We start from the raw sequence: 13,235 nt of genomic DNA on the forward strand, positions 1-13,235 counted from the left end.
CGGATCTTCCGAACGCTCACAGCGCGAAAGCAGGAATAGTCAGCATGACGGTCGTCCCCTCGCCCGGCTTCGACTGCAGCGAGACATGCCCGTGATGTGCGGCACAGATCTGTTTCACCAGCGATAATCCCAGGCCGTGGCCCGGCGTAGCTCGTGCATCCGGGGCCCGCCAGAAGCGGTCGAAGGCGTGGTCGATTTCGGCTGGAGTCAGACCAACCCCGTGGTCTTCAATAATGAGCTGAACGAACTTTCCCTTCCGCCGCACGGTAATCCGGATCGGCTTGTCGGATGCCGTGAACTTGATCGCATTATCGAGCACGTTGGCGGCCGCCCGCCCCAGCAACTCTGCCGAGCCAATCACCCACAGGGGTTCGTGTGCGGTCACCGAGATGTCCCGCCCCGCGCTGGCCCGCACGCCCACGGCCGAATCGACGATGTCGGTGAGCAACACGCGCTCGAAAGTGGCTTCGAGTTCACTCGGGTCGTCACGCGTGAGCAGAAGCAGGTCGTTGGTCAGGCGGATCAGGCTCCCGACCGCATCCAGAGAGGTCGCCATCGCGGCCCGGTATTCCGCAGGGGTTCGCGACCGGGACAGCCCGAGTTCCAGCTCGCCCTGGATCACGCTGAGGGGGCTGCGGAACTCGTGGGACGCCCCCTCGACGAAGCTCTGCTGGAGGTCGTAGCTGCGCCGAATCGGTATGAGAGCGGTTCGCGCCATCAGGTAGCTGGAGAGGGGGAGCAGGATCACCAGGATGCTGTATCCGACGATGAGGCCAACGCGCAGATTGGCGAAGCCCTGTTCGGCGGTAGTGATCGACGTGCTGTTCCGTTCCCCCGAGTCCAAGTCGAAGGTGCCGGTGACGTAGCCGTAGATCCCGAGCGCAAAGCCACCAAAGAGCAACAGCTGAACGACGGTGTACGTGAGAGTGAGGCGGATCAGCGCCCGACGAAAAATCACCGGTCCGCGGCGATCAGATAGCCGGACCCCCGGCGGGTTTCGATGATCTCCACCTCACCGGGGAGGGTGAGTTTCTGGCGCAGATACCGGATGTAGGTCTGCACGACGTTGCTGAACCCCTCGTAGTTGCTGTCCCAGGCATGATCAATCAACTCGGATGAGCTGATGATCTGGCCGGCGTTACTCATCAGGTATTCGAGCACGGCGTACTCTTTGGCGGTGAGGGCGATGCTGCGTCCGGCTCGCGTCGCGGTCCTGGTCGCGGGCTCCAAGGTCACGCCCTGGGCGTGGAGCACCGGCGAGAGGGCGCGAGGTGCGCGACGGAGCAGTGCTCTCACTCTCGCGAGAAGCTCCACCAGGTGGAACGGCTTGACGAGGTAGTCGTCGGCACCCGCGTCGAGACCCTCGACCCGGTTTCGTGCGGAATCCAACGCGGTCAGCATCAGGATGGGAATGTTCTTGTTCAGGTCCCGGATTCGATCGCAGACATCCATCCCACCGCGCGGCAACCCGGGCAACATCAGATCCAGCACGACCAGGTCGTAGGTCTCGATCTCGAAGGCTTCGACGCCGGCCGGCGCCGAGTGCACGACGTCAACGGCGTACCCGGCTTCGGCGAGCGTGCGACGGACGATGTCGGCGATCCGCAGGTCGTCCTCGACTACCAGTAGCTTCATGGGTTTCCGTTCCAGGCCAAGGATGCCAGTTAGTCCGCTGCATCACCAGCGCCGGAGCCCTTTGTCGCCGTCGCGTGGGCGGGCTTCACTCCGGGCGCGCTGACCTCGAGGGTGAAATCGACCTGGTTCTTCGAACTTCGGTAGATGCTGAAGGAATTCTCCGGAAAGTGCCCCGGCCCGGATTCCGAATCGAACGAGACGGTGGTTTGGGACTTCGGCGCCAGCGTCACCCCGGCGAGTGCCTGATAGTAGGCCTCGCTCTGCCTGGTGGTGACGTCGGTCATCACATAGTAGATCTCGAACGACGTCAGTTCGGCGTCGGTGTCGTTGCGCAGGGTCACCTGCAGGCGGTCCTTGATCGCGGCGTGGGTCCGGGGATCCACGTTGTCCTCAACCGCGGCAGACACGATCGTGAGCCCGGGAGCCGTGCTGGTGTTGGTGATCGGGTTCGAATTGACCGGGAGCACCGCGGACGCCGACGTTTCGGACCCGGCCGGTGCCTGCGAGCTCGAGGGAGTCGCTGCCTGGCAGCCGGTCAGACCGGTCACCGCGAGCGTCACGATCAGTGCGACGGGGAAAAGGAGTCGTGCTTTCATGAGATCTTCCTTTGGAGAGTGCGACGAGTTGTTGCGCCGACGGCGAAGGTCACGGAGGCGAGAGTCGCGACCGCGAGGGTGAACGCGTAGCCCCACATGTCAGCCCAGACGAAGTCCAGGGGCTGCTGGTTGTACTTGTCCTTGATTCCCAGGAAGGTAAACGACAGCCTCTCGAAGTGCTTGGTTATCGACGAGACTTCCAGGCCGTTACGGATCCCGTCGAAGCCGGCGAAATTCGCGAGAACCGTCAACTCATCGGCTTTCTTGATCTGAAGCGTCGCGAACAGCCCGCCGGGCACCTGATTGTCGGGGTCCATCGTATCGCCGATCTGGGGAATGATCAGCACAAATGCGAGCCACACCACGATTGACACGATCAGGCCGGTGCTCAGCCTCGGCGCGAGGGCCGTGATGCCGATCGCCAAGGCGCTCCAGAAGGTGAGGTAGAGCCAGGCGACGATCGCCGCGATCAGGATGCGGGCCCCATCGATCGGCTGTAGCGGGGCGTTACCGATGACCACGATTGCAATGGTCGTCGCGACGGTCAGCAGCGCGACCACGGCGGCCCAGACGAGGGCGAGGCCGGCCACTTTTCCCAACGGAATGGCGAAGCGGCCGATGGGGCGGCTGAGGATGAGCTGCAGAGTGCCGCGGTGCTTCTCCTTCGCGATCGTGCCGTAGGCGAGCACGATGGCGAACAAGGCACCCAGAATCTCCAGGTATTCCACTCCCCCGCGCAGCAGCTGCAGCGGGAAGAAGGTCGGTGCGGCCGGCTTGGTTGTGCTGCCCGCCGCGATCAGCTGCTGAACGTAGAGGTTGTAGGCATCGATCTGGGTACGGAAACTCGCCGCGGCGACACCCACCGAGATCAGCGTGGCAATCATCAGGAACACCATCAGTACGGCGAAAAGACGATCCCGACGAAGATCCAGGAGTTCCTTGCGGGCGACGACCCAGGCGCGCAACGCAGGGTTACTCATTCAGACCACTCCTCATTCTGGCGCGTGGGGTCAGGGCGACGACCACGGTCATCAGCACCAGAAAGGCCAGCAGGATCAGCACACTTGACGTGGCATCGCCGGTCACGGTGGAGTCCTGCAGCACAATACTGGACGCCCGTTTGAATTGCTCGGTGACCGAGAGCGGGTCGGTGAGAACAGACACCAGATCGAAGTACCCACCGGGCGGATTCACAGCAGGAACCGGATTGAGCAATGAGACGGGTCGTGCCGCCGTGCCGATCTGGGGAAGGACGAACGCCACCAGGCTCCAGATCACGAACGGGACCAGCAACGCCGTCGTTTCCTGTCGGCTGCGCAACCCGGTCAGCATGCCCAGGAGCGCGAAGGACTCGAGCAGCATCCACGACAGCGCGCTGAACGCAACGAGCCGTGCCGTATCGCCCCAGCCCAGCGGTGCGCCGGTGATGCTGCTGATGATCACCCAGCTGATGGACATGCTGATGCCGATGGCGACCGCCAGAATCATGCCGAGGCCGGCCAACTGGCCGAGCAGTCGTGCGCCCGATCCCACGGGACGGCTCAACACGAGGTCCGAGGTTGCCGCCCGGCGATCCCGCAGGGTCGACTGAACACCCAGCACGATGGCCATGAGCGAACCGATCAGGAGAACATAAATGACGGCATTGCGCGCGTAGTAGAGCGGCGAAATGCCGGCGAACGGATTGACAGCTGAGCTGAGGCCGTCGGCAATGACCTTGTCATAGACATCCGTCACCGTCTGGTGGGTCACCCACCCGATCACCGAGGACGCGATCACCATGCCGATGAACACCACCAGGAGCAGGTTGGACGTGTGAGTGCGTCGGGCGGTGAGCATCTCGTGCCGCGCGCTGACCAGGAAAACTCTCACGCGGCCGACTCCGACTCCACCTGAAAGTAGATCGCCTCGAGCGAGTCCTCGCCGGGGAACGCCGCCAGGGTGCGCTCAAGGGAGTCGTGATGCACGAGGTGCCCGCCCTTGAGGATTCCGATGCTCGTGCAGGTCTTCGTCACCTCCGCGAGCAGGTGGGTGTTCATGAAGATCGTCATCCCGAACTCGGAGTTCAAGTGCACGATCGTCTCTCGAAGAGTGCGGACCCCCTCGGGGTCCAGACCCGACGTCGGTTCGTCGAGGAAAAGCACGGACGGGGAGTGCAGGATCGCCTGGGCGATGCCGACCCGCTGCCGCATCCCCTTACTGAAGGTTCCCAGCCTCTGACGGTCGTGACCTTCGAAATCGAGAATGCGCAGTACATCGCGGATGCGCGCATCGGGTCGACGAAGACCCGACAGCTGAGCGAAGAACCTCAGGTTCTCCATCAAGGTCAGATTGTCGTAGAACTGGACGTTCTCCGGCAGATAGCCGATCGACTGGCGAACGCTACGAGGATCGCCCGTGACGCTATGGCCGCCCACCTCGGCGCTGCCCTGAGTCGGTTCCAGCAGGGTGGTCAGCACATTGACGGTCGTCGTCTTGCCGGCACCGTTGTGCCCCAGTAGCCCAAAGACCTCCCCCGCCGGAACCTCGAGGGTCAGGGCATCGAGCGCCAGTTTCGGGCCGTAACGCATCGAGAGCTGGTTGGTCGAGATAGCTGGGGTGGTCATGATCTGACCGTAACCGGGCGACCGTGAGACCACGATGAGAAGGCTCTGGGGCCGATGAAACGATGGTGAGGGATCACGGTAGCGGACGTGAGGGGTCCGGCACCCGATCACCGTGACATGGACGGCATGACCTCGATCGTGATGACGCGCAGCCCCTCGATCTCGGCGACCCTGAGCCGCCGCGTCCCGACGGGCACGAAGTCGCCCACGACCGGGAGCCGGCCCAGCCTGTGTATGAGGAAACCGGCGGCGGTCTCATAGGGTCCATCCTCGAGTTCTATCCCGGTGAGCTCCGCGAAGTCTTCGATGTTCAGGCCGGCGTCCACCAGCCGCACGGTGTCCAACCCGGCGGCGCCCGCGGCCGGCCCGTTTCGGTCGCGGTCATCCCGCATCTCGCCGACAAGTTCCTCGACGAGATCCTCGAGTGTCACGATGCCATCGGTCCCGCCGTATTCGTCGATCACAACCGCGATGTGCACGCCGGTGTGCCGGAGTCGGGTCAGCGCGGGCAACAGACGATTCGTTCCGGGGAGGCACTCGATCGGCCGCGCGAGGTCGGCGACGGTTTGCGCGCCTGGACTCGACTCCGGATCGAGAAGATCCCGCACGTGCACGAATCCGATCACGTCGTCAACCGATCGGCCGGTGATCGGGTAGCGCGTGTAGGGAGTCACGCGCACCTCTGCGATCGCCTCCTCGATCGATTGCGTCCCTTTCAGGAACGCGACATCCGCTCGGGGACGCATGACCTCCCTGAGGGTCCGATCCGTGGCGGTGATGACCTCATCGAGGATCTTTCGCTCGTCGCCGGCGAGTCCCGGATGCGCCCCGAGCAGGTCTCGGAGTTCCTCGACGGGCATCTCCTCCTTCTTCAGCTGCGGATCACCGCCGAGCATCCGCACGACGGCGTTCGTCGTCGCCGACAGCAACCAGATCACCGGTCGCATCAGGTCCGCAAAGATGAGCAGCGGCGGGGCCAGCGCAAGCGAGAACCTGGCAGCCCGCTGCAGCGCAAGCCGTTTGGGAACGAGTTCGCCCAGTACGAGGGACAGGAACGCGATCAGCAGGGTGACACCAATCAAAGCCAAGACATCGGCGACGCCCGCGGCCAGGCCTGCCGATTCCAGTAGCGGCGCCACTCCCGGGGCCAGGGTCGAAGCGCCGAAGGCCGCGGAGAGGAATCCGGCGACGGTGACCCCGATCTGTACCGCCGCGAGAAAAGTGTTGGGATCCCGCGCGAGCGCGGCGACCTTGGCCCCGCGGGCGCCCTGTCTCCTCAGCCCGTGCAGCTGGCTTTCGCGGAGGGACACCAACGCGATCTCGGTTGCGGCGAACACTCCCCCGATGAGCACGGCGAGCAGCACGAGCCCGAGATTTACCCACGTGATCGCGTTCACGAGTCCTCCGCATCCAGAAACATCCTCGGTATCCCCACCCGTTGTCAGCTGGTGGAATTGTCGAGCAGGCGCTCCAACTCGCTGTCCACGTCCTGTGACGACCTCGGATTGAGAAGGACCGCCGGAAGCTCCCAGACCACCAGCGCCGCAATGGGCAACAGCGGCCACAGTCCCCACGGGATCAGGTACAAAGCGAAGATCATGGCAGTGAGGACGACAAATTTGACCACGGTGCAGACCCCTTCCCGGCGATGTCTTGCGTCGGGTCAATTAGGCGCCCGATATCGCTAGGAAAACAAGGCCGGGAGACTGTCAATCGCCCTACAGATCCACCGCACGCGGGACTGAGATGCCGGCGACGCAGATCGGACCGTCGACCGGCGCCTCAGGGCAGTCGGTCGGCGGCCCGAGCGGCTACATCACGCTGTCGAGGAAGGCTCTCGTGCGTGGGTTCTGTGGATTGTCCAGCACGCTGGACGGCGGACCGGACTCCACGACGACGCCGCCGTCCATGAAGACCACCTGGTCCGCGGCACCGCGGGCGAAGCCGACCTCGTGGGTCACCACGATCATGGTCATGCCGTCCGCCGCGAGGGTGCGCATGACGTCGAGCACGTCACCGACGAGTTCCGGGTCGAGGGCGCTCGTCGGTTCGTCGAACAGGAGCAGCTTGGGGTCCATGGCCAGGGACCTGGCGATCGCCACCCGCTGCTGCTGGCCGCCGGAGAGTTGCGCCGGATACGACTGGGCCAGATCGGCCAGGCCAACCCGGTCGAGGAGTTCCTGACCGCGTGCCAGGGCCCCCGGCTTCGCCAGCTTGCGCACGCCGATCGGCGCCGCCGTGACGTTCTCCAGGGCGGTCATGTGCGGGAACAGGTTGAAGCGCTGGAACACCATGCCGATCCCCCGCCGCTGCCGCGCCACCTCCCGGCGATTCATCTCATAGATCTTGCCGCGACGCTCGGCATAACCGATCAGTTCGCCGTCGACCGATATCCGGCCGCCGTCGATGCGTTCCAGGTGGTTGATGCAGCGCAGGAACGTCGATTTTCCTGACCCTGACGGGCCCAGCAGGCACATCACCTCGCCGACATCCACGGTGAGCGAGATGCCTTTGAGCACCTCGACGCCGCCGAAGCTCTTGCGCACCCGGCGGGCGACGAGCAACGGTTCCGAGCCAGGCACGGGCTCGGAACCGGGGGTGGAGGCTCCGGGTCGCGGATTGCTCAACAGATCGGTCACGAGGCATCCGTCCTTTCACTCTGGTTCTGTCCCTGGGGTGCCCGCCGCGGCGTGCGAACGCGGCGCGCGGCCGACCAGATCCGTTCGAGCGGGGTGGGCGGAAGGCTGCGCGCGTTGCCCCGGCCGAAGTGGCGTTCCAGGTAGTACTGCGGGATCGACAACATGGTGGTGAGGAAGAGATACCAGCAACTGACCACAACCAGCAGTTCCACCTGGCGAAGGTTCTGGGAGGAGATCTGCGTGGCCACCGTGTACACCTCGAGGACCGCGATCACCGAGAGCAGCGAGGTGTTCTTGAGCATCGAGATCGTCTCGTTGCCCATCGGCGGAATGATCACCCGCATGGCCTGAGGGAGCACCACCTTGAACAGGGTGAACGTGGGACTCATCCCCACCGAGTAGGCGGCCTCGTGCTGTCCCTCGTCGACCGAGAGCATGCCGGCCCGCACGATCTCCGCGGAATAGGCCGCCTGGTTGAGCGTGAGCGCGAGCAGGCCCGCGGCGAAGGCGGGGATCAGGGTGTTGGTTTCCATCGAGAACACCGTGAAGTCGGTGAACGGAATCCCCAACGAGATCTGCGAGTAGAGCAGGCCGAGATAGCCCCAGAACACAATCTGGATCAGCAACGGGGTGCCGCGGAAGACCCAGACGTACAGCCAGGACAGGGTGCCCATCACCGGATTGTTCGAGAGCCGCATCACGGCCAGCAGCACGGCCAGCACGGTCGAGATGACCATCGACACGATGGTGAGCACCAGTGTCAGCACCACCCCGTCGAGGATGCGCTTGTCGAGGATGAACTCGCTGATCGTGGGGTGGTTGACGTTCTCGTTCGCCCAGAGGGACGCGGCCATGAGGGAGAAACCAATGGCCAGCAGCGCGGCGAGCACCCAACGCCACGGGTGCCGGAGCGGCACCGCGACCACGTCGTGGGCCTCCGCCTCCTCGGCCCTGGTCTGCTGCTCGTGCGTGGTGTCCGGGGGCGTTACCGACGTGGGCAGCACCGGGTCACGACCCGAGGTTGAAGCCGGCTTCGTCGAGACCGAAGTGACCAAGGTCGTACTTCTTCAGGATCTCGTCGTAGGTGCCGTCGGCGATCGTCGCGATGAGGGCCAGGTGCAGTGCCTCCGCCAGCTTGTCGTTCTCCTTGAGAATGCCGATGCCGGTGTAGACGGGACTGTAACCGTTCGGGTTCTCCGGGTCTGTCACGAGATCGAACAGCTTGCCGTCCCCGGCGGTCTGGGCGGTGTAAGCGGCGACGGCGGAGTCAACCACCTCGGCGACGGCGCGTCCGGAACGCACGGCGGTCTGCACATCCGTCTCACCGGGAAGTTCGGAGACGTCGACAACGTCTTTCCCCGCGGCGATGCAGGCATCGTCGTAGCTGCGCAGGATATCTCCCTGCACGGTGGCCTTGGGAACGGCGACCGTCTTACCGCAGAGATCCAGCACTCCCGAGATGTTCTCGGGATTGCCGGACTGAACGAGGATCGAGAACCCGGCATGGAAATAGTCGACGAAGTTGAGCGTCTTCTGGCGTTCGGCCGTATCGTTCATGCCCGACATGATGACGTCGTGCTTTCCGGCCAACAGCGAGGGGATCGCCGCGGCGAAGGACTGCTTCTGCAGCTCCATCTGCACCCCGAGCTTTGCGCCGAGCGCCTGGGCCAGGTCGTGGTCGAATCCGGTGACGTTCTGGTCCTGGTCAAACATCTCCATCGGCGGGTACGGGATGTCCGAGGCCGCCTTGATGATGCCGGCTTCCTTGTACTTCGCCGGGAGCATTGCCGCGGCCGTGGCATCGATATCGGATGCCGCAGCCGGCTCCTCCGAGGCTGCGGGAGTGGCAGCGGCCGAACAGCCGGACAGCGCGAGCGCTGCCACGACGCCCAGGGACGCCATTGTCTTCCAGCGGGGGCGGGTCTGCTGTGTCGTGTGCATCTTGATCATGGTGCTCTCCGAACTATGGGGCGGAAATGGGGGTCAGAAAGTGAGGTTGGTGACGGCGGAAGTGACGTCGGCCAGTACGTCGGGCAGAACCTCGACGCCGATGCCCGGGCCGGTCGGCACCCGCAGATGCCCGTCCTCCAGTACGAACGGGGCCGTGAGGTCCTGCGCGTAGTAGCGGTTGGACGCCGAGGTGTCCCCCGGCAGGACGAAGTTGGGCAGCCCGGCCAGTGCGACGTTCGCGGCCCTGCCGATGCCGGTTTCGAGCATCCCGCCGCACCAGACCGGAACACCGTGGGCGGCTGCGACGTCGTGAATGCGCCTGGCCTCGAGGTACCCGCCGACCCTGGCCGGCTTGACGTTGATGATGCTGCACGCGCCGAGGGTGATCGCCGTCGCCGCGTCCCTGGCCGATTCGATCGACTCGTCCAGGCAGATGGGCGTCGTGATCAGCCTGGCCAGATTGGCGTGGCCGAGCATGTCGTCCTCCTTCATCGGCTGCTCCATCAGGAGCAGGTCGAAGGGGTCCAGTCGGGCCAGGTGCCTGGCATCGGCGAGGGTATACGCCGTGTTCGCGTCCACCTGGAGGAGCATCTCGTCGCCGAAGCGTTCCCGCACGGCGCGCACGGGTTCGAGGTCCCAGCCGGGTTCGATCTTGAGTTTGATCCGCAGGTAGCCCTCGGCGAGGTATCCGCCGACGGCGTCGAGCAGTTCGTCGATCGAGTCCATGATGCCGACCGAGACTCCGGCGGGCACCGTGTCGTGCACGGCGCCGAGGTAGCCGCCGAACGAGACCCCGGTCTCCTTCAGCTGGGCGTCGAGGATGGCCGTTTCCAGGACCGCCTTGGACATCATGTGCCCCTTCACCGGTTCCAGGGCGCGGGCGACCTGCTCGGCGGTCAGACGATCGCCGAGGGCCTGAAGCCTGGGGATCAGGTGGTCACGGATAACGAGGTCGCTGGCGTCGAGGAACTCTGAGCTGTACAGCGGGCTCGATTCGGCGGCGCACTCGGCCCAGCCCTCGGCATTCGCGGTGGTCACCCTGACAATGGTCACTTCCCGCTCGGTCGAGGTGCCGAAGGACGTCCGAAACGGCCGCACGAGCGGGATGTGCGCCCGTCGCAGCTCGATGTTCTCAATTCTCATTGCTGCTCCTTTGGTACGAGCCGATACCAGCCCGTTCGGGTGACCCCGCGGGCGGTGTGCCCGGAGGCGAATGCTTCGGTGAAGGTTCGACGAACGCTGCGGCGCCAGGCGGCGGCCTGCTCCGGGTTCGTGGTGCGCAGGGCGACGATGTCGACGGGAACGCGGCACCACAGGGAACCGTCGGCGTCGATGACGCAGGGCAGGCCGTCGGGCCCGACAGCGCTGGCGCCCGTGGGCACTGAAACGGCATCGGCGTCCCCGGTCACGATCAGATCGACCGGTTGGGGGTGCCCTTCACTGGCTCTGACGGCCGCCCCGGAATCGAGCGGCCAGACCGCGATCAAACGGTCGCTCTCATCGTTGGCGTTGATCGCCCCGTGCATCGGACCGTAGAAGTCCTGGGCATACTCCGCCGCATGGGCGCCGAGCTTGGTGAGATTGAACCGGGCATTGCGGCTGACCAGTGGGTCGAAGGTCCAGGTCATGGTGGTCAGCCCGCGGGCCAGCCCCCACGCGCGCTGGTGTTGTTTGAGCGCGAAGCCGATGCCGGTGTCGGCGACCCCCGGAAGCACACCCGCGATCAACGAATACATCGATGAATTCTGTGGCGAAACGATCGCCACGGCCGCACCGACCAGCAGCCCGTCGTCGTCTCGGGCCACGGTGACGTTGCACCCGGCATGGCTGATGCTGCGGAGGAGTTCTGCCGGGATGGCGGTCTCCCCATGCGGCAGACCCCACACCGAATTGAACAGGGCCTCCGTCTCGGCCAGGCCCGTGAGCGCGCTCTCGTCACCCACCCGGATCCGTGCCGTTGCCGCCGCCTGGACGGCAGCGGCGTTTGCCTGGTCGGTCATCGCGGCGAGGCTGGTGGGGAGAGGCATCTGCCTAGTTTGCTGCAGACGCGCCGCCGGATCTTTAGCGTCCGGCATGAATATTGCACCGAAACCATGTCGTCCAGCACAACCCGAGCGGGTCAGACCGTCTACGGTTGACCGATGACGTCACTTCCCGCTCGTCCGGCCGGCATCGCGGTGTCCGAGTTGCTCACCGTTCTCGACGGTTCGGGGTTGCGTCTGGCATCCGGCCAGGCGCAGTTGCGGCTGTCGTTGACGAGCCCCACCCTGTTTGACCCGTTGGTTCCCTTCGCCGGTCGACGCAGCGGCATCCTGCTCGCGATCGGGGTGCACCCCCTGGCGGTCGAGTCCGCCGAAGTTCTCCGAAGTGCGGCCCGGAGCGGGTTCGGCGCCGTCGTGATCAAGGCGCTTGGCCTCAGCGTTGAAACGCTCGCAGCCGTGGCGGATGCAATCGACATCGCTCTCTTCGTGGTGGATGACGAGGTCGAATGGCGGCAATTGGATTCCCTGATCACGTCGGCCCTCACCACAGCGCCCGAGGACCCCGGCTCCCTGTCCGGCCTCGCGGTCGGCGACCTGTTCGCCCTGGCGAACGCGATCGCCGCCATGGTGGGTGGCGCCACGGCGATCGAAGATCTGCAGGATCGGGTGCTCGCCTACTCCACGCTGCCCGGCCAGCCCACTGACGAAACGCGCCGGGACGGAATCCTCGGCCGCCAGGTTCCAGACCTGCCCGACAATGCCGAGGCCTACGCTTCCCTTTTCCAGGCGACGGGGGCGGTCAGGCTTCCGGGTGCGGTGCCTGAGCGCCGGCCCGGCCTTCCGACGGGAGAAAAGGGGCTGCCCCGGCTCGCGATCGCGGTGCGCGCCGGCACGCAGCCGCTTGGTTCGATCTGGGTGATCGACGAGGCCGGCACCCTGGATTCTGATGCCGAAGGCGCGTTGGAACGCGCCGCCGACATCGCCGCGCTCCACATCCTGCGCGCGCGCAGCGCCGCGGACGTGGCCCGCCAGCAGCGCGCCGAACTGCTGCGCCGCCTGCTCGAGGGGGGCGAGGATTCCCGCCTCGTGGCCGGGCAGCTGGGCATCGATACCGCCGGGTCCTTTGTCGCTGTCGCCTTCCAACCCGATTTCGGGCCGGCCGGTGACGAGTTGCGGCTGAACCGCCTCGTCGACCTCATCGTCATGCACTGTGAGACGCACGAACAGGGCACCGAGTGCGTCGTGATCGGCAACATCGTCTATGCGCTCTTCACGGGGGTGACCGGATCCCAGCCTTCGGGGGCGCAATTTCTGGCCGCCCGGCTTGCGGGGGTGGAAGCCATGGTCGGGCGACTGGTCGCGCGGGCCGCGACCGCCCTGCGGATCGTCGTGCGGGCATCCATCGGGTCCCAGGTGACGAGCGTCGGACGGATCAGCCGTTCGCGACGCGACGCCGACCTGGTCCTGCTTCTCCTGGCCAGCGGGCCGGCCGCGGGAGCGGTCGCGAGTGCGGGCGACGTGCGCAGCCATCTGACGCTTCTCGAACTGGCCGGAATCTTCAGGGACAACCCCGGGCTGCGGTCGCAACAGGCCGTGGCCGTGCTTGAATTCGACGAGCGGAGCGGCACCGACTACGCCAGAACCCTGCGCACCTACCTGGATTGTGCGCGCGATTCGGCGTCGACCGCCCTACGGCTCGATGTACACCAGAACACCCTGAGATATCGGTTGCGTCGGGCGCACGAACTCTTCGCCATCGACCTCGCCGATGCCGAGGACACGCTCACTCTCTGGCTGAGCCTTCGGGTGGCGGAATTCGACTGAGTC

14 protein-coding genes are annotated in these 13,235 nt (G+C 65.4%); 1 reads left to right on the forward strand and 13 read right to left on the reverse strand.

Annotated elements, in window-relative coordinates; all coding sequences use genetic code 11:
* Nucleotides 1-16 precede the first annotated feature (16 nt).
* From QMG61_RS02720 to QMG61_RS02780, 13 genes are all read right to left on the reverse strand, one after another.
* On the reverse strand, nucleotides 17-958 hold the full coding sequence (locus QMG61_RS02720) for a sensor histidine kinase (protein ID WP_283492792.1): 942 nt from the start codon (nucleotides 956-958) through the stop codon (nucleotides 17-19).
* Nucleotides 955-1,635, reverse strand: coding sequence for a response regulator transcription factor (locus QMG61_RS02725; protein ID WP_283492793.1), 681 nt, complete (start codon nucleotides 1,633-1,635; stop codon nucleotides 955-957). Before QMG61_RS02725 ends, QMG61_RS02720 begins: the two co-directional genes overlap by 4 nt.
* 29 nt (nucleotides 1,636-1,664) lie before the next feature.
* The gene (locus QMG61_RS02730; protein WP_283492794.1) at nucleotides 1,665-2,231 is read right to left on the reverse strand and encodes a hypothetical protein; all 567 of its coding nucleotides are present in this window, start codon (nucleotides 2,229-2,231) and stop codon (nucleotides 1,665-1,667) included.
* Nucleotides 2,228-3,211: an ABC transporter permease gene (locus tag QMG61_RS02735; protein WP_283492795.1), complete on the reverse strand. Its 984-nt coding sequence runs from the start codon at nucleotides 3,209-3,211 to the stop codon at nucleotides 2,228-2,230. The genes QMG61_RS02730 and QMG61_RS02735 overlap by 4 nt, the downstream gene beginning before the upstream one ends.
* Nucleotides 3,204-4,103, reverse strand: a complete 900-nt coding sequence (locus QMG61_RS02740; protein ID WP_283492796.1) for an ABC transporter permease — start codon at nucleotides 4,101-4,103, stop codon at nucleotides 3,204-3,206. Before QMG61_RS02740 ends, QMG61_RS02735 begins: the two co-directional genes overlap by 8 nt.
* Nucleotides 4,100-4,837 carry an ABC transporter ATP-binding protein gene (locus QMG61_RS02745; protein WP_283492797.1) on the reverse strand — a complete coding sequence of 246 codons (738 nt, stop codon included), beginning with the start codon at nucleotides 4,835-4,837 and terminating at the stop codon, nucleotides 4,100-4,102. Before QMG61_RS02745 ends, QMG61_RS02740 begins: the two co-directional genes overlap by 4 nt.
* A 107-nt stretch (nucleotides 4,838-4,944) precedes the next feature.
* Nucleotides 4,945-6,234 carry a hemolysin family protein gene (locus QMG61_RS02750; protein ID WP_283492798.1) on the reverse strand — a complete coding sequence of 430 codons (1,290 nt, stop codon included), beginning with the start codon at nucleotides 6,232-6,234 and terminating at the stop codon, nucleotides 4,945-4,947.
* Nucleotides 6,235-6,278: 44 nt separating this feature from the next.
* Nucleotides 6,279-6,464 carry a hypothetical protein gene (locus tag QMG61_RS02755; RefSeq protein WP_283492799.1) on the reverse strand — a complete coding sequence of 62 codons (186 nt, stop codon included), beginning with the start codon at nucleotides 6,462-6,464 and terminating at the stop codon, nucleotides 6,279-6,281.
* 184 nt (nucleotides 6,465-6,648) lie between these two features.
* Nucleotides 6,649-7,419, reverse strand: coding sequence for an amino acid ABC transporter ATP-binding protein (locus QMG61_RS02760; RefSeq protein WP_283492934.1), 771 nt, complete (start codon nucleotides 7,417-7,419; stop codon nucleotides 6,649-6,651).
* 53 nt (nucleotides 7,420-7,472) lie between these two features.
* Nucleotides 7,473-8,531, reverse strand: coding sequence for an amino acid ABC transporter permease (locus QMG61_RS02765; RefSeq protein WP_283492800.1), 1,059 nt, complete (start codon nucleotides 8,529-8,531; stop codon nucleotides 7,473-7,475).
* Complete coding sequence (locus QMG61_RS02770; protein WP_283492801.1) at nucleotides 8,485-9,426, reverse strand: ABC transporter substrate-binding protein; 942 nt, start codon at nucleotides 9,424-9,426, stop codon at nucleotides 8,485-8,487. The genes QMG61_RS02765 and QMG61_RS02770 overlap by 47 nt, the downstream gene beginning before the upstream one ends.
* A gap of 33 nt (nucleotides 9,427-9,459) precedes the next feature.
* Nucleotides 9,460-10,569 (reverse strand): o-succinylbenzoate synthase, encoded by a 1,110-nt coding sequence (gene menC, locus QMG61_RS02775; RefSeq protein ID WP_283492802.1) that lies wholly within the window; start codon nucleotides 10,567-10,569, stop codon nucleotides 9,460-9,462.
* Nucleotides 10,566-11,453, reverse strand: coding sequence for a hypothetical protein (locus QMG61_RS02780; protein ID WP_283492803.1), 888 nt, complete (start codon nucleotides 11,451-11,453; stop codon nucleotides 10,566-10,568). The genes menC and QMG61_RS02780 overlap by 4 nt, the downstream gene beginning before the upstream one ends.
* A 114-nt stretch (nucleotides 11,454-11,567) precedes the next feature.
* Between QMG61_RS02780 and QMG61_RS02785 the strand changes: the two genes are divergently transcribed.
* Nucleotides 11,568-13,232 carry a PucR family transcriptional regulator gene (locus QMG61_RS02785; RefSeq protein WP_283492804.1) on the forward strand — a complete coding sequence of 555 codons (1,665 nt, stop codon included), beginning with the start codon at nucleotides 11,568-11,570 and terminating at the stop codon, nucleotides 13,230-13,232.
* Nucleotides 13,233-13,235: the final 3 nt, after the last annotated feature.

This window comes from Cryobacterium sp. PH31-AA6 (genome assembly GCF_030063195.1).
Lineage (GTDB): Bacteria > Actinomycetota > Actinomycetes > Actinomycetales > Microbacteriaceae > Cryobacterium.